A 16,945-nucleotide genomic window follows, 5' to 3' on the forward strand; every position below is an offset into this window, starting at 1 on the left:
CGAACGCTTGCCATAAACTGTTCAACGGTTGACAACACTCCTTTTGGTCAACTGAACGATTGTTTTTTCCTATATCAACCCCTAGCTTCGAGTTGATGATAGAATCGCCTCGCGAATGAGCGACTGTCGCGACCTCACGTCGGGACATTAACGACTTGAGGTGTCGTTCCCACCTCTGAGCTATAATCGGATAGCGAACCGAGATGATTTGGTTTCTTCAAACGTTGCTCCGGAACAAGTTTGAAAAGCGTTCATCTGACGCTTGTCCAAGTAACTTGGTACATCTTTATTATAACAAAGGCCCATCATTTTGCAAGCGCTTTCTTTCATAAAGTAAATAAATCTGAAAGTAATTGTTTCATCAAAAAAGACTAAGTCCCATCACGACTTAGTCCTCATGAAATGATTCAATTATTCTTAAACGATACATACGTGACGAAGTACGAGATAAACTCCGAGTTTTTCGGGCTTCGCTCACGCTCCGGTCGCCCTTCGAACATCTCATGATCGCGCATGCCGTTCTCCCATGCCGTCTTGATTGCATGACGCATTGCTCGTTCTACACGAGAAGATGTCGTCTCATGCTCTTTTGCGACCATCGGATATAATTCTTTCGTGATGAGACCGAGCAAATCTTGCCGTTCTCGCACGTAAATGACAGCTTGACGGATATACTTGAACCCTTTGATTCGCGGAGAGATTCCGAGTTGCTGAAGCAGGAGTGAGATTTCAATTTCTTCTGGCGTCATTCCGTCGAATTCTCGATTTGTTCCTTCTGACAATTCACGAATTTTCGTTAATAACTGTTGAATATTGAACGGTTTGACGAGAAAATAAGAGGCCCCGAGTTGCACGGCCTGTTTCGTCACTTCATCTTTTCCAAACGCGCTCAACATGATCACTTCCGGTTTGTCATCACCTAATTCTTCATTTAGGCGTTGCAATACTCCGATTCCATCCAAATGCGGCATGATAATATCGAGTAAGAGTACATCCGGTTGGTGTGTCTTGACGACATCCAAGCATGTTTCTCCATCGTGTGCCGTACCTACGACACGAAGATCAGGCTCAGATTCTAGTTGTCGGCTCAACAAATCGACGATTTCTCGATTGTCGTCCGCAATACATAATGTAATCACTTATGACACTCCTTTGATGAACTTCTGTTTTACTTGTTGTGACATCTCAAGTAATTCTTCGACGTGTTGCTTCGTCAAGTCTGTCATTTGAGCGCCAGCAATCATGCGACCCAATTCGTCGATTCGACTTTCACGGTCGAGGGACGTCACATTTGTTTTCGTCCGTTCATTCGTTTCGGTTTTAGTAATGTAAAGATGTTGGTCTGCCATCGCAGCAACTTGTGCCAAGTGCGTGATACAGAGGACTTGAGAGCCGACAGAAAGTCGGAAGATTTTTTCACCCATCGCCTGCGCGACACGTCCAGAGACCCCTGTGTCGACCTCGTCAAAAATAATGGAGGCCACTCCGACCGTTCTTGAGAAGATTGATTTGAGTGCGAGCATGACACGGGAAAGCTCTCCTCCTGAAGCGACTTTTGCGAGTGGTTTGAACGGTTCTCCAACGTTCGTCATCATGTAAAACTCTACGTCATCTAAACCATCTTGTTTAAGCGATGTAGTTTTAAAACGGACCTCGAACGCTGTTTTTTCCATATATAGTTCTTTCAACTCTCGATGAATCGCATGCTGAAGCGACTCCGCAGCCATCTTACGCGCTGAAGACAGTCTCTTGCCAGCTTCTCTTGCAATTTGCTCTAATCGAATGAGTTCATCTGAGAGCGTTTGTAAATGCTCTTCCCGGTTCGTCATCGACTTCAATTCATCCGACACTTGTTCGCCATAGGTGATGACTTCTTCGATGGTCGTCCCATACTTTCGTTTCAATTGCTGGAAAAGAGCCAATCGTGACTCAATCTCATCCAATCGAATCGGGTCAAATTCGAGCGAATCTAACTGGTCCCGGAGTTGAAACTTTGCATCCTCCAACAAATAATAAGCGTTAGAGATTGTCTCCGATACAGATGTCAAAGACGAAGAGAGCTGTGACGCCTCTTCCATCTCGCGCATCGCCACTCCGATTTGATCGAGTCCATTTGACTCCTCGGCAACCGCCTCATACGAGAGACGAATGTGTTGATGAATGCGTTCAAAGTTGGCCAATTCATCCCGTTCTTCTGTCAACGCCTGTTCTTCCCCAACTTTTAATTCAGCCGCTTCGATTTCTTTCGTTTGAAACGACAAAAGATCCATTCGTTGAGCAAGCTCCTGCTCACTTTGACTAAGACGCTTCAATTCATCGGCGACTTGTTTCCAGGCCGCAAATGCCGTTTGATATTCCTCGACTAACGGACTGATTTCTTTTTCGGCGAAATGGTCTAATATGCCAAGGTGAAATTCCGCATCCATTAAATGTTGATGTTCATGTTGACCGTGAATATCGACCAGGAGCCGTCCGAACTCCCGTAACGTCGAGAGCGGCATCATTTTCCCGTTCACACGGCAGACACTCTTCCCGCTACTATGTAGGTCTCGACGTAAGATGACTGTCCCATCTTCAACATCGATGCCATATTGTTCGGCCGCTTCGATGACCGGGTGATCCGGTTCAATCATGAACAGACCTTCGATTTCAGCTTTATCTTGACCATATCGCACGAACTCACTTGAGCCACGTCCTCCAACAAGCAATCCAATCGCATCCAACAAGATCGATTTACCGGCACCTGTCTCACCCGTGAGCACAGTCATACCTCGATTAAACGGAATGTTTAATTCGTCAATAATCGCAAACTGTTTGATTGATAGTTCTGCTAACATACGTACGTTCACCTCATAACATTCCGAGTAGTCGATCGATGATTTGCTTCGCCTTCTCTTCGTCGCGTGCAATCATTAAAATCGTATCATCTCCACACACCGTCCCAATCAATTCATCCCATGATAGATGATCAATCAAGACGCCGATTGCATCAGCATTTCCCGGGAGCACTTTCATGACGACCAAATTTTGTGCAGAATCGACCGAGACGAAGCTGTCACTAAGGATTCGCTTCATTTTCCCGTATGGATTAAAGCGTTGATCGGCAGGCAGACTATACTTATATCGTCCATCGTTCAATGGGACTTTGACCAGATGTAACTCTTTAATATCCCGAGACACGGTTGCCTGTGTGACTGGATACCCCGAGCGACGTAGCTCATCCACCAACTCATCTTGCGTCTCGATTTCTCGATTCGTCACGATGTCTCGAATTTTAATCAATCGCTGTCCTTTGTTCATAAGCGCTGACACCTCATTTTTCGTTTCACATACACATTATCATTCTAAAGTATTGTCGAAAAAAGGTCTAGCATTCCAGGTGGGATTTCCACCATTCCCCATCTAGTAGACGAGTAAAGGAAAAAGCTACAGACAACGAGGTCTGTAGCATCATTTTATCCCTTAAGTTTGGCATGGGCCGCGTTTACGACCTCTTCGACTTGTAGCGATGGCGAGACGCCACCTACTCCTGTGTACCGAGCGAAGAGAAGAAACTCGATGTTCCCATCCCCTCCAGTGATTGGAGAGTAATCCAAAGCTTCGACAAAGAAGCCTTCCGATGCGAAGTATCGGACCATATCGCTTGCGACTCGTTCATGGACGTTACGGTCCCGAACAATTCCTTTTTTCCCGACATCGGCCTTCCCTGCTTCAAATTGAGGTTTGACGAGCGCCATGACGACACCGTCTTGCTTCAAAATTTGTTTCAACGGTGGCACCATCAGACGAAGCGAGATAAAAGAGACGTCAATCGTTGCGAAATCTGGTTGAATCGGGAACTGATCGGCCGTCGCGTGGCGGAAGTTCATCCGCTCCATGACGACGACGCGATCATCGCTCCGTAGTTTCCAGGCAAGCTGATTATAGCCGACATCGACCGCGTACATTTGAGTCGCGCCGTTTTGAAGCGCACAGTCCGTGAACCCACCCGTCGATGAGCCGATGTCGATTCCGACTCGTCCAAAGACATCGAGCGGGAAGACGTGGAGCGCTTTCTCGAGCTTCAAGCCGCCACGTCCAACATAAGGAAGAACTTGACCCTTCACTTCGAGAGGGATATCATCAAACACTTTATCGCCCGCCTTGTCTAGACGTTCTGTCCCACTATAGACGAGACCGGCCATGACCGACCGTTTTGCCTTTTCCCGTGTTTCAGCAAGTCCACGTTCGACGAGCAATACATCTAATCTAGTTTTCTTTCTTTTTTCCATAATCCCTCACACATTCTGTCGATTTGTCTCCATGACGAACCGTTCAATCGATTCCGCCATTTGGGCAGGTCGCAGTCCAATCTCTTCTAGGAGCTGGTTGACACCGCCATGCTCGATATATCGATCCGGAATACCGAGACGTTGAATCCGTGGAAACGCTCCGGCTTCATTCGCGTGTTCAAGCACGCTACTTCCAAAGCCACCGGCGAGAGCAGCCTCTTCTAATGTCACGAGCGGAATCCCCTCTGCATAAAGTGAAGTCAGCATCGCATCATCGAGCGGCTTGATGCTACGACAGTTAATGACGCGCACACTGAGCTTACCTTCTAATAGTGCTCGGACTTCGAGGGCGTCTTGCACTTGGGGACCGAACGTCAAGATAGCGACATCTGTCCCTTCTGCCTCGACTTCCCAATCATCGAGTGAAATTTCTTGAAGCGTCTCACTCATCGGAACACCGATCCCTTCACCACGCGGGAAACGAATCGCAATCGGTCCACCATCGTAACGGAGTGCAGAATAGACGAGTTGTTGTAATTCTTCTTCATCTTTCGCCATCAAAATTCGAATGTTTGGCACGTGACGCATGAAGGCGATATCGAACACACCTTGGTGCGTCTCTCCATCCGCTCCGACAAGTCCAGATCGGTCAATCGTGAACACGACGTTCAAGTTTTGACGACAAATGTCATGGACTAGTTGATCATACGCGCGTTGGAAGAAGGTCGAATAAATCGAGACGACCGGTTTCAACCCTTGCGTCGCCTGTCCCCCAGCGAGGGTGACCGCATGTTGCTCGGCAATTCCGACATCAAACATACGCTCCGGGAATTTCTTCGTAAAGCAATCGAGTTTCGAACCGACACTCATCGCTGGTGTGATCAACGTCACCCGTTCGTCTGACTCCGCCACTTTCGTGATCGTCTCCGCGACGACTTTCGAATAGCTCGGTCCTTTCGGTTTGCCTTTGATGACTTCACCGGATTCAATTTTATAAGGTCCAAGACCGTGCCATGTTCCGACACCGTCCAATTCAGCCGGACGATATCCCTTCCCTTTTTTCGTAATGACGTGGACGAGAACCGGACCGTCGATTTTCTTCGCGTACTCAAGCGTTTCGAGCAAGTCTTTCAAATCATGCCCATCTGTAGGTCCAAAGTAAGTGAAGCCAAGTTCTTCAAAGAACGTTCCCGGAATGAGAGCAGATTTTAAGAGGTCCTTCACCCGTTCCCCGCTCCGTTCAAGTGAACTCCCGACGAGCGGGATGTGTTTGATGAGTGACTCCATTTCTTCTCGAGCATGCTTCAACTTGCGCGATGCCCGGATACGACCAAGCATATTATGCATCGCTCCTACGTTCGGCGCAATCGACATCTCGTTATCATTTAGAATGACAATCACGTTCTGTTTCTCGGCACCGATGTGATTGAGGGCTTCAAGTGCCATCCCCCCAGTCAAAGCACCGTCCCCGATGATGGCGATGGCACGATCGTTGGCGCGCCCTTTCAATTCATTCGCAATCGCAATCCCCATGGCTGCAGAGAGGGAAGTCGAACTGTGCCCTGTTTCCCACACATCATGCTCGCTCTCACAACGTTTCGGGAAACCACATAACCCATTGTATTGTCGGAGAGTATCAAACTGGTTCGTACGTCCTGTCAAAATTTTATGAACGTATGCTTGATGACCGACGTCCCATACGAGTTGGTCTTTCGGACTGTCAAATACACGGTGCAAGGCAAGCGTCAACTCTACAACTCCCAAGTTTGGCGCCAAATGCCCTCCCGTCACTGCCAATTTTTCAATCAAGAATCGTCTAATGTCTGAACCGAGCGATTCGAGCTCTGATACAGACATCCGTTTCAGGAACGACGGGTCTTGAATGGATGTCAAGTCCATAATGACCATCCTTTCTCCTCACATTTTACTGATTCGTACCTTACATTTTACAAGAATGTGACGGCATATGCCACACATTCCCCAAAACAAAGGTGACACGATGTGCTCATCGTGTCACCGAGGTCAATGATTTCGTTTCACTACAAATGATAGCATCTCAAGAAGCAACGGCGCTGGAACTGAAAGTGATTCAATTGCAGCGTGTGCCGCTCCCACTTCTTGCTCAAGAGCTTGCTTCGCTCCCTCTAAGCCGAGAAGCTTCGGATAAGTCGTCTTGTCATTCAATTCATCTGAGCCGACGCGTTTTCCGATTGTTTGTTCATCTCCGACGACATCGAGGATATCGTCTTGAATCTGAAAAGCGATGCCAAGATGACGTCCGAACTGTTTGAGGTGCATCCGATCTTCCACCGATGCGCCCGCCAAAATCGCACCGGCTTCAAGTGCATAGACGAGTAGCGCACCTGTCTTCCGTTCATGAATGGATTTGAGCTCTTCAAGTGTGACGTCGTTCCGCTTTTCAGCCAGCATATCATCCAACTGGCCACCGACCATACCTGAGCTACCGGCCGCCAATCCGAAAATACGAATAATCTCGACGACATCTAGCGCAGGGAGTGGCATCTGTGTGAGAATACGGAATGCGTCCGTCAATAAGGCGTCCCCAGCCAAAATAGCGGTCGCTTCATCAAACTGACGATGATTGGTCGGTCGTCCACGACGAAGATCGTCATCATCCATGGCCGGCAAATCATCATGGATGAGTGAGTATGTATGAACCATCTCTAAACTCGCCGCCACCTCTCGTCCTCGCTCGAGTGACATGCTATACGTTTCAAGGACGGCATAGACGAGAGCAGGACGAATGCGTTTCCCGCCAGCCTCTAAAGAATACGTCATTGCGTCTCGTAATCGTTTCGGCATCTCACTCGACTCAATGAGTTCCTGCATCGCCAGTTCGACGGTCCGTTTCCACTTGTTCAAGTCATCGGTACGGTTCATGCGGATCCTCCTTTTTCACGAAGCGTCCCATCAAGTTCTAAAATTTCATCCATTTTTTTCTCGGCGGCAGAGAGTTTTGTCTGGCACAATGCAGACAAGCGGACACCTTCCTCATATAGGGTCATCGCTTCCTCTAATGGGACATCACCGCTCTCGAGTTGCGCGACGATCTGTTCGAGGCGCTCGAGCGCCGCCTCAAATGTCTGTTCTTTCTTCGTCACCGACAATCCTCTCCTTCACCTCAGCGATTGCATGACCATCCCGAAAACGAATCGAGACATCACCATCGCGTAATTGTTTCACGTTCTGCACATAGATCCCATCTTGTTCGATGAACGTATATCCACGTGACAAGACGGCGAGTGGACTGACTGCATGCAATCGTCCAACCTGTTGTGCAAATTGAAGCGTTGCTTGTTCTAATGGCTTCGTTCGACGGAGTCGCTCGACCATATGATTGACTTCTCCCCCTTGCTTGGACAACGTTTTTGAAAATCGTTTTACATCTAGCTGCTGTGACAACTGACGGAGCTGATGAGTGGCTTGGGTGAGATGTCGCCTCATCCCTTGCTCGAGACGGATTTCCGACTGGGCGAATCGTTCCCGTTTCTGAGATATCGTGTACCTCGGTGATTTTAATCCATAGCTATTGATCATCCGTTCCACACGGGTTCGCGAATCATCCAATTGGTCTCTGACGGCTTTGTGCAGATGGTTATCCAAACGTTCTACATCTTTTCGCTGCGCATCAATCATCGCGGTAGCGAGTTCAGCCGCCGCTGTCGGAGTCGCAGCCCGAACATCGGCAACGAAATCCGAAAGCGTAAAGTCTGTCTCGTGACCGACAGCAGAAATGATGGGAATCGTGGACGCATAGATTGCCTCCACCACAACATCTTCATTAAATGCCCAAAGCTCCTCGATAGAACCACCACCGCGACCGACAATGAGTACATCACAATCGGTGCGTTCGTTCATCCAGCGAATGGCAGAAGCAACTTGTGGAGCCGCCATTTCGCCCTGTACAGCAACAGGGGCGAACGTAATCGCCACATGTGGCGCACGACGTCGAAGTGTGGTTGCGATATCGTGTAGCGCTGCACCTTTTGGAGACGTCACGATTCCAACGCGCTCTGGAAACGTCGGGAGCGGGTGCTTCCGCTCCTCGTCGAACCATCCCATCTCCTCTAATTCACGCTTTCTCGCCTCATATCGCTCAAACAATAGACCGATTCCGTCTTGTCGCATCAATTCGACATATAGTTGGACATCTCCCGTAGCCTCATACATCGTCACCTTTGAGACGGCGATGACTTTCATTCCATCTTTCGGTTCGAATTGAAGTTGTTTGGCATCGCGAGAAAACATGACAGCTTTCATCCGAGACGCGTCATCTTTCAACGTGAAATAACAATGACCGGATGAATAACGTTTGAAATTTGAGATTTCACCGATGACCGCGACTTGTCGAAGCAATACATCATCATCAAGTTGTCGCTTCACATATCGAACAACTTCAGAAACCGGAAGTGGATTAGCCACGTGATGCAACCTCGACCGTATTATGCATGAGCATCGTGATGGTCATCGGACCGACACCACCCGGAACAGGGGTGATGGCACTCGCCTTCTCCTTAACAGCTTCATAGTCCACGTCACCGACTAGACGACCTTCGACCCGATTGACTCCGACATCGATGACAAGCGCGCCTGGTTTGACCATGTCTGCTGTGACTAAACCAGCGCGTCCGACAGCGACAATCAAAATGTCCGCTTGGCGTGTCATCTCACCGAGGTCAGCTGTTTTTGAATGACAATATGTGACCGTTGCTGATTCATTCAAGAACAAAATGCCTACCGGTTTACCGACAATCTGACTACGACCGACGACGACAACGTGCTTTCCGGCGATCTCGGTCTGTGTTTTTGCGAGATGCAAGATGCCGTGCGGCGTGCACGGGAGTAGCGTATCAAGTCCGAGCATCATCTTCCCAACATTCTCAGGATGAAAGCCATCGACGTCCTTTTCTGGGGAGATGCGCATGATGACTCGTGATTCGTCGATGTGTTTCGGCAGAGGGAGTTGCACGAGAATCCCGTGAACTTCTTCATCCGCATTCATCAAGTCAATCAAGTCAAGCAATTCCTTCTCGCTAATCGTCTCATCAAAACGGAGGACTTGTGAATCGATTCCGATTTCTTCTGCCGCCCGTTCCTTCCCGCGTACATAGCTATGACTTGCTGGGTCATCCCCAATCAACACGACTTTCAGTTTCGGTACGATGCCACGTGCGCGAAGTGCTGCCACACGTTCTTTTAACGTTTCTCGATATGATGCTGCCACTTGTTTCCCGTCGATCACTACTGCCATCTCTCTCATCCCCCGTTGTCTTTAGGTTTTTCTGTAGTTGGTCTGGTGTCTTATCTCTATTTTTTTAGTCTTCTTTAATGATGTTACCGAGTACGCCATTCACGAGTTTGCCGGCTTCTTCGTCCGCGAACGATTTCGCGAGTTCGACCGCTTCGTTGATGGTGACGTTTTCTGGAATCGTCTCGACGTATAACAATTCGAACGTTGCCATTCGAAGAATCGTACGCTCGACGTTTCCGAGGCGATCTAACCGCCAGTTTTTCAAGTTTTCAACTAGTAACGCATCGATATCTTCAATATGTTCTAGCGTCCCTGTGACGAGTTGTTCGTAAAACGGATCAGACTCTTCTCCATCCAATGCGAACTCGATTGCTTCGTCCACCTCTAATTTAGATACTTCGATTTGAAAAAGCGTTTGAATCGCTTTCTCTCGTGCTTCATGACGTTTCATTCAGTTACTCTCCTTTTACATGCTTTCATTGTGATAGTTTAGCATAAAGCACTCATAAATTCAGTACAAAAAACCAGGAAACCGAAATAATGTTCGGGCTTCCTGGTTCATGTTATTTTGCCAATGACATTTCTTTTTCAACGAATTTCGTATCGAACGTACCGATGCGGAACTGCTCATGTGCCATGACTTGTTGATGAAACGGAATCGTCGTTTTAATTCCCGAAACCGTAAACTCATCCAAAGCACGCAACATTTTCAGAATGGCCTCATCACGCGTTGGTGCATGAACAATCAACTTCGCTACCATCGAGTCATAGAACGGCGGGATCATCGCTCCTGCATAGAGTCCGCTATCGACACGGACACCCATACCGCCTGGAACGATATATTGGTCAATCTTCCCTGCCATCGGACGGAAGTCCATAAATGGGTCCTCCGCGTTGATTCGACATTCGATGGAATGTCCTGAGAACGTAATGTCCTCTTGTGAGATGGCAAGCGGATGTCCGAGCGCCACTTCAAGCTGCGCTTGAACGAGATCGAATCCTGTGATCATCTCGGTGACGGGATGCTCGACTTGGATCCGGGTATTCATCTCCATGAAATAAAACTCGTTTGATTCTGGAACGTAAATGAACTCGATTGTTCCCGCTCCCGAGTACTGAATGGCTTTTGCCGCTTTGACGGCAGCATCCCCCATCAATTGACGTGTCGTTTCATCAATCGCAGGTGACGGCGCCTCTTCAACTAGTTTTTGCATGCGACGTTGGATTGTACAATCACGTTCACCTAAGTGAATGACGTTACCGAATTGGTCGGCAAGAACCTGCACTTCGACGTGACGGAACGACTCGATGAACTTTTCGAGATACACGTCACCATTCCCGAACGCCTGCTTCGCTTCTTTACGTGTCGCGACCAATCCTGAAACGAGTTCGTTCTCGTCTCGAGCGACGCGAATGCCACGTCCTCCACCGCCGGCTGTCGCCTTGATGATGACCGGATAGCCCATCTCACGCGCGAGTTCCATCGCTTCTTCGTCTGTGACGACACCACTTGAACCTGGAACGACAGGAACCCCTGACTCGATCATCGTTCGTTTGGCTTCATCCTTGATTCCCATTTTGCGAATCGCATAGCTGCTTGGGCCGACAAATTGAATTCCACACGCCTCGCACATCTCAGCGAACTCGGCATTTTCAGCCAAAAAGCCGTAACCCGGATGTACCATCGTCGCATCCACGGCGCAGGCGACTGATAAAATATTTGGGATATTCAAATAGGAGTCCTTCGATGGATTCGGACCGATGCAATAAGCCTCGTCAGCCAAATGAACATGTAACGCTTCACGATCTGCCTCAGAGAAGACAGCGACCGTCGGAATATTCAATTCTTTTGCTGCACGTATGATTCGAACCGCGATTTCCCCGCGGTTAGCAATTAATAATTTCATAACGACCTCACTTCACGCTGAAGAGCGGTTGACCGAATTCGACGAGATCGCCATCGGCGACTAACACCTCTACGATTTCGCCACTGATTTCCGCTTCGACATCGTTAAACAGTTTCATCGCCTCTAGAATACAAACGATTTGTCCTGACTCGACACGATCGCCGACGTTCACGAACGCTTCTTTATCCGGGGCCGGACGTGAATAGAACGTTCCAACCATCGGAGAGGTGATAGTACGATAAGACGCCTTTTCTTGCGTCGGTTCTTCTGTTTGTTCATTTACTTGAGGAGCAGGCGCAGGCGGTGCGAATGCTTGTGTCTGCATGATAGGCGCGCTCACTGTTTGTTGCGCTTCTTTCTTTAATGACAGTTTGAAATCAGATGTTTCAAGCTCCATTTCATGGACTGATGATTGGTCCAATAATTGAATAAGCTCTTTAATTTGATCGATTTGCATCTTTCTTACCCCCTGTTTATACCTGGTACTAATCTCTCCTTCACTATAACTGGTCAGACCAATGAATGCAACGAGAAAAAAAGAGCGCCCATTCATTCGAATGAGCACTCGTAAGGATTAACCGTTATAACGACCCATGAACTCTCCAGTACGTGTATCGACTGTCACTTTTTCACCTGGTTCGATGAAAAGTGGCACTTGAATGACATGTCCTGTTTCCACTGTCGCGTTTTTCTTCACGTTCGATGCCGTGTCACCTTTTACGCCTGGGTCTGCTTCGACGATTGTCAAGACAACGCTCGTTGGAAGCTCGATTCCAAGAATCTCCCCTTCGTAGTCCGCGATGCTGACTTCCATGTTCTCAAGCAAATATGGAAGTGCTGATTTGACTTGAGCGCTTGTCAATTCAAGTTGCTCGTATGATTCATTGTCCATGAAGACATACGTGTCGCCCATTGGATAAAGATATTGCATGCGTTTACGCTCGATGTGTGCGCGTTCGATTTTTTCTCCACCACGGAACGTCGTTTCTTGGATTGCACCGTTACGCAAGTTACGCATTTTCGTACGAACGAATGCCGCTCCTTTACCCGGTTTTACGTGTTGGAACTCGATGACTTGCCAAATCGAACCGTCAGACGTTTTGACCGTCAATCCTGTTTTTAAATCGTTAACTGATACCATATTGATTTCCTCCTAAATTCAGATGAAGCTTATGCCTCGATCGTAATTAACTCTTTTGGCGACTGTGTCAGACGGTAGCATCCGTCTTCTGTGATGACGACATCGTCTTCAATCCGGCAACCACCGACACCGTTGATGTAAATACCCGGCTCGATCGTTACGACCATACCAGGTTCGAGCACCGTTTCCGAACGGAACGATAATCCTGGGGCCTCATGCACTTCCATTCCAAGACCATGTCCTGTCGAGTGGCCGAAGTACTCGCCATATCCAGCTTCTTTAATAATATCGCGTGTCAATGCATCCGCTTCAATGCCAGTGATTCCGGCACGTGTGCCTTCTACACCAGCAAGTTGGGCACGAAGTACCGTATCGTAGATTTGACGCAACTCATCCGAAATCGGACCGATTGCAAGCGTACGCGTGATATCTGAGCAGTACCCTTTATAGTAAGCACCGAAATCAAGCGTAACCAATTCTCCAGATTCGATGACTTTATCACTTGCCACACCGTGTGGTAGCGCCGAACGGAGACCCGAGGCGACAATCATGTCGAACGATGACGAGTCAGCACCTTTTGAACGCATGAACATTTCGAGTTCGTTCGCGACTTCTCTCTCGGTACGACCAGGACGAATGAACGTCTGGATATGGGTGTACGCCGCATCAGCGATTGCCGCAGCTTCCTTCATAATCTTAATCTCTGATTCATCCTTAATCAAGCGCAGTTTTTCTACGATTCCAGACGTCTCAATAAGTTGAGCGTCGACATCTTTTTCATAGGCACGATATTGCCCCACTGTCATCGCATCCTGCTCGATGCCAAGGCGCTTGATGGATTCACGGGACACGACATCTGCTACCGACTTGATGAGTGATGTATCAAGCTCAATGATGTCGTACCCTTTTACTTGATCGTTCGCTTGTTCCGTGTAACGGAAGTCCGTGATGAAACTTGCCGAATTCGACGTGATGACGATGACACCGCTCGACCCGGTGAAACCAGATAAGTAGCGGATATTCTCACGTTTTGTGACGAGTAATGCATCAATCTCGTTTTTTCCTAACTGTGCTTGCAGTTTGTTTACGCGTTCAATCATGTCGATTCCTCCAATGTTCGATTAGTGCATGCAGCGCTAACGTATAGCTCGTGAGTCCAAAACCGGTAATGACACCGATACAGACGGCAGCAAGTTTCGACTCATGCCGAAAAGCCTCGCGTGCATGCACGTTCGAGATATGTACTTCAACGACTGGGGCAGCGATAGCGGATATGGCATCCCGGATCGCGATTGATGTATGCGTATAGGCACCTGCATTCAATATGACACCCTCATAATCAAAAGCGTCATGTAGCGCATCAATTAAATCTCCCTCATGATTCGATTGTTTAAAGGTGAGTTCGACGTCTTCTGGAGCGCGCAGCATCAGTTCTGCCGCCAAACCTTTCAACGACACCTCGCCATATACATTCGGTTCACGACGACCCAGTAGATTTAAATTCGGTCCATTTAAAACTAAAATCCGCAACCTTCTTCCCCCTCGTTCGTCAAGTCTCATCTATTGTAACAAATTTATCGAAAGAACGTGAATCGAGCCTTCTGCCCTTTCGTTTTTTTTACAAATCACGGTATAATTCAAGTACAACATTTGAAGAATCGAGGAAAGTGAATGAATTCCAAACCAACCATCCCAGTCGGGGGACAGGCGCTCGTGGAAGGCGTCATGTTTCAAGGCCGCTCTGAAAGCGCATCTGCCATCCGGCGAAAAGATGGCTCGATTGAAACATTCGAGCAAGCGCGTATTCTTGTCCCTTGGGTCCAATCTTTAAAAAAAGTACCTTTCTTGAGAGGGATTGTCGCGCTGTATGAATCGTTAAAGAACGGTTCTGCACATATGAACTTTGCGAGCGATCGATATGATGTCGATCCAAGTGAAGATACGAACACGAACGAAGACCAAAAACAGAGCATATGGATGATTGCCTTCATCGCAATCGTCGGTGTCATCTCGTACGTTTTTGGTAAATTGATTTTCAATGTGACGCCAGCACTTCTCGCGGCCATGTTTCAAGACGTACCTTTATTTTCCGGACATGTGATTCAAAACCTCCTTGAAGGGGGAATAAAATTAGTATTGTTACTCAGCTACCTTTACTTGATATCATTGACGCCACTCATTAAGCGTGTCTTCCAATATCACGGCGCTGAGCATAAAGTCATCAATTGCTATGAGTCCGGGCGTCCGGTCACGGTTGAACAAGTACGCCAAAGCTCGCGATTGCATTATCGCTGTGGCTCAAGCTTCATTTTATTCACCGTCTTCGTCGGGATTGGCGTTTACATGATTGTGCCAATCGATCCGCTCTGGTTGCGACTCATCAGCCGAATCGCGCTATTGCCGGTCGTCATCGGAATCTCATTTGAAGTCCTGCAGTTTACCAATCGTTTCCGCGACCATCGCTTTCTGTCATTCCTTGGCAAACCGGGCCTGTCGCTCCAATTATTGACGACACGAGAGCCAAATGATGAGCAGATTCAAGTCGCGATTGAAGCATTTGAGACATGGGAACGAAAAGAGTTAGGAGAATCGGTCATTCATAGAGAGGGATAAGAGGAGGAAGCACCATGATCAGACAAAGAGTCGGTTCGATCGCTGCAACAATCGTGTTTATCCTTGGCTTCATCGGGGTCGGGCATATGCTTGCCACCGATCCAGGTCGCCTGTTTAGACAATTGTTGTTCATCGGGATATTCGGGTTAGTCTTTTATGTGATCTATCGCGTCTTCATGGCACCACGCATGTCTGCAGAAGATGCACGCTATCGTAAAACCGCGCAAGCCTCAAAAAAACGAATGCAGGGAAGTCGTGGTCCTCAAGTCAAACCTTCCGCTTCCGCTAAAAACCGGAAAGGGAAGAAACCTGGTTCGAACGTCACCAAGTTATCTAAACGTTCAACCGTACATCGTAGCAATCCTCCACACCTAACAGTGATTGAAGGTAAAAAAGGGAAGAAGAAAAAGAAAGCAAACATGTAAAAGGAGCGCCACGGCGCTCCTTTTTATGTTGTTTCTACATATCCGATATATGGCAGATTCCGATATTGCTCCGCGTAATCGATTCCATACCCGATGACGAACTCATCAGGAATCTCGAATCCGACATAGTCTGCGTCCAACTGAACGAGTCGACGCGCCGGCTTATCGAGAAGCGTACAAATTTTCAACTGTTTCGGTTGATGGAGCTCCATATGTTTACATAAGAATTTCAACGTCTGTCCCGTGTCGATGATGTCCTCGATAATGACAACATACTTTCCTTCCACATCTAAATCCAAGTCCTTTCGAAGTTGCACACTCCCACTCGAGACCGACTTTTTCCCGTAAGAAGACGTCGCGACCGTATCGAGCTGAACGCTCCCTTTCATGTATCGCATCAAGTCTGCCGCAAAGACCATCGAGCCTTTTAATACGGCGACGATCACAATCGGTATCCCCTCTGCATCGTTCTCAATCTCTTCAGCCAATTCTTTCACACGTTTTTGAATCTGCTGTTCATCAAACAGTTTTCCTTTAATTTGAATCTCCATTTATCCGGCGAATGTTCGCCGTCACCCCCTATCTATTCAATCCACGATTCATCTTAACATAATGACGACTAAAAAATATACATTCTAAGATAAATATGAATGTTTCGTTCGTATTTTAGCGATATTGAGCAAAATAAAAAGCATCAATCGAGTTAGATTGATGCTTTTCACATATTATTCTTCTGAAGCTCGTTCTTGTTCCCGAAATTCTCTAAATTGATTCATGAGTTCAGGCTTATCTTCAAAAAATTCCACAAACTGTGTCATGCAGTCGAGCGTGTTCGAACTGAGATGGTGTTCGATACCCTCGACATCCTCGTACACATCTGCTTCATCTACTCCGATTAGACGTAAAAAAGACTCGAGCATCGCATGACGCTCGACCAATCGCTTCCCTACTTTTTGACCCTTTTTTGTAAGCATGAGACCACGATACTTTTCATACACAAGATATTCTTCACGGTCCAACTTTTGAACCATTTTGGTGACAGAGGAGGGATGGACCCCTAAATGTTCCGCAATATCAGATACACGCGCATAGCCTTTCTCTGACATCAATAAATAAATACGTTCTAAATAATCTTCCATACTCGGCGTCGGCATGGGCACGACCTCCCCTAATGTTCCGGTTTCCATTCCTTATTTTATCCTAATTAGAATGAAATCGAAAGGGAAAGCCCCGATTGATTGAGTCAATCATTGTCTCATGACCTTAATTTCATTATAATGAGATATGGTAACTTTGAAAGAGAAGGGAAGAACATC

19 protein-coding genes are annotated in these 16,945 nt (G+C 47.6%); 2 read left to right on the top strand and 17 right to left on the bottom strand.

The features are described from left to right. Positions 1–407 precede the first annotated feature (407 nt). The 15 genes from spo0A to aroQ all read right to left on the bottom strand — a co-directional run bounded on the left by spo0A (position 408) and on the right by aroQ (position 14,121). Positions 408–1,139 carry a sporulation transcription factor Spo0A gene (gene spo0A, locus KNO78_RS05355; RefSeq protein WP_074036711.1) on the bottom strand — a complete coding sequence of 244 codons (732 nt, stop codon included), beginning with the start codon at positions 1,137–1,139 and terminating at the stop codon, positions 408–410. Further along, entirely contained in the window at positions 1,140–2,837 is a 1,698-nt protein-coding gene (gene recN / locus KNO78_RS05360) for a DNA repair protein RecN (RefSeq protein WP_214690772.1), read from the bottom strand. A 13-nt stretch (positions 2,838–2,850) separates the two neighbouring features. Beyond that, complete coding sequence (gene ahrC / locus KNO78_RS05365) at positions 2,851–3,300, bottom strand: transcriptional regulator AhrC/ArgR (protein WP_012726567.1); 450 nt, start codon at positions 3,298–3,300, stop codon at positions 2,851–2,853. 155 nt (positions 3,301–3,455) lie between these two features. Continuing rightward, positions 3,456–4,271 carry a TlyA family RNA methyltransferase gene (locus tag KNO78_RS05370; RefSeq protein ID WP_214690771.1) on the bottom strand — a complete coding sequence of 272 codons (816 nt, stop codon included), beginning with the start codon at positions 4,269–4,271 and terminating at the stop codon, positions 3,456–3,458. Between the two features lie 6 nt (positions 4,272–4,277). Further along, positions 4,278–6,170 (bottom strand): 1-deoxy-D-xylulose-5-phosphate synthase, encoded by a 1,893-nt coding sequence (gene dxs, locus KNO78_RS05375; RefSeq protein ID WP_196431845.1) that lies wholly within the window; start codon positions 6,168–6,170, stop codon positions 4,278–4,280. 123 nt (positions 6,171–6,293) lie between these two features. Beyond that, positions 6,294–7,172: a polyprenyl synthetase family protein gene (locus tag KNO78_RS05380; protein WP_214690770.1), complete on the bottom strand. Its 879-nt coding sequence runs from the start codon at positions 7,170–7,172 to the stop codon at positions 6,294–6,296. Further along, positions 7,169–7,393, bottom strand: coding sequence for an exodeoxyribonuclease VII small subunit (xseB, locus tag KNO78_RS05385; protein ID WP_012726571.1), 225 nt, complete (start codon positions 7,391–7,393; stop codon positions 7,169–7,171). The genes KNO78_RS05380 and xseB overlap by 4 nt, the downstream gene beginning before the upstream one ends. Further along, positions 7,368–8,714 (bottom strand): exodeoxyribonuclease VII large subunit, encoded by a 1,347-nt coding sequence (gene xseA, locus KNO78_RS05390; protein ID WP_214690769.1) that lies wholly within the window; start codon positions 8,712–8,714, stop codon positions 7,368–7,370. The genes xseB and xseA overlap by 26 nt, the downstream gene beginning before the upstream one ends. Continuing rightward, the gene (folD, locus tag KNO78_RS05395) at positions 8,707–9,543 is read right to left on the bottom strand and encodes a bifunctional methylenetetrahydrofolate dehydrogenase/methenyltetrahydrofolate cyclohydrolase FolD (protein ID WP_214690768.1); all 837 of its coding nucleotides are present in this window, start codon (positions 9,541–9,543) and stop codon (positions 8,707–8,709) included. The genes xseA and folD overlap by 8 nt, the downstream gene beginning before the upstream one ends. 64 nt (positions 9,544–9,607) lie before the next feature. After that, positions 9,608–9,994 carry a transcription antitermination factor NusB gene (gene nusB / locus KNO78_RS05400; RefSeq protein WP_078147109.1) on the bottom strand — a complete coding sequence of 129 codons (387 nt, stop codon included), beginning with the start codon at positions 9,992–9,994 and terminating at the stop codon, positions 9,608–9,610. A gap of 112 nt (positions 9,995–10,106) precedes the next feature. Then, complete coding sequence (accC, locus tag KNO78_RS05405; RefSeq protein ID WP_214690767.1) at positions 10,107–11,450, bottom strand: acetyl-CoA carboxylase biotin carboxylase subunit; 1,344 nt, start codon at positions 11,448–11,450, stop codon at positions 10,107–10,109. A 7-nt stretch (positions 11,451–11,457) separates the two neighbouring features. Further along, positions 11,458–11,907, bottom strand: a complete 450-nt coding sequence (accB, locus tag KNO78_RS05410; protein ID WP_012726576.1) for an acetyl-CoA carboxylase biotin carboxyl carrier protein — start codon at positions 11,905–11,907, stop codon at positions 11,458–11,460. Positions 11,908–12,024: 117 nt separating this feature from the next. After that, entirely contained in the window at positions 12,025–12,591 is a 567-nt protein-coding gene (efp, locus tag KNO78_RS05415) for an elongation factor P (protein WP_012726577.1), read from the bottom strand. A 29-nt stretch (positions 12,592–12,620) separates the two neighbouring features. Next, the gene (locus KNO78_RS05420) at positions 12,621–13,688 is read right to left on the bottom strand and encodes a M24 family metallopeptidase (RefSeq protein WP_214691267.1); all 1,068 of its coding nucleotides are present in this window, start codon (positions 13,686–13,688) and stop codon (positions 12,621–12,623) included. After that, positions 13,684–14,121 (bottom strand): type II 3-dehydroquinate dehydratase, encoded by a 438-nt coding sequence (aroQ, locus tag KNO78_RS05425; RefSeq protein ID WP_374193975.1) that lies wholly within the window; start codon positions 14,119–14,121, stop codon positions 13,684–13,686. The genes KNO78_RS05420 and aroQ overlap by 5 nt, the downstream gene beginning before the upstream one ends. A gap of 141 nt (positions 14,122–14,262) precedes the next feature. On the opposite strand from aroQ, the gene KNO78_RS05430 reads away from it, so the two are divergent. Then, positions 14,263–15,204: a DUF1385 domain-containing protein gene (locus KNO78_RS05430; protein WP_214690765.1), complete on the top strand. Its 942-nt coding sequence runs from the start codon at positions 14,263–14,265 to the stop codon at positions 15,202–15,204. Positions 15,205–15,218: 14 nt separating this feature from the next. Then, entirely contained in the window at positions 15,219–15,629 is a 411-nt protein-coding gene (locus tag KNO78_RS05435; protein ID WP_159562465.1) for an SA1362 family protein, read from the top strand. 23 nt (positions 15,630–15,652) lie between these two features. Here the strand turns inward: KNO78_RS05435 and hpt are convergent, their stop codons facing one another. Then, the gene (hpt, locus tag KNO78_RS05440) at positions 15,653–16,180 is read right to left on the bottom strand and encodes a hypoxanthine phosphoribosyltransferase (protein ID WP_159562466.1); all 528 of its coding nucleotides are present in this window, start codon (positions 16,178–16,180) and stop codon (positions 15,653–15,655) included. A gap of 174 nt (positions 16,181–16,354) precedes the next feature. Next, positions 16,355–16,783, bottom strand: a complete 429-nt coding sequence (mntR, locus tag KNO78_RS05445) for a transcriptional regulator MntR (RefSeq protein WP_159562467.1) — start codon at positions 16,781–16,783, stop codon at positions 16,355–16,357. Positions 16,784–16,945: the final 162 nt, after the last annotated feature.

It is taken from the genome of Exiguobacterium sp. s132 (assembly GCF_018617235.1).
Lineage (GTDB): Bacteria > Bacillota > Bacilli > Exiguobacteriales > Exiguobacteriaceae > Exiguobacterium > Exiguobacterium profundum.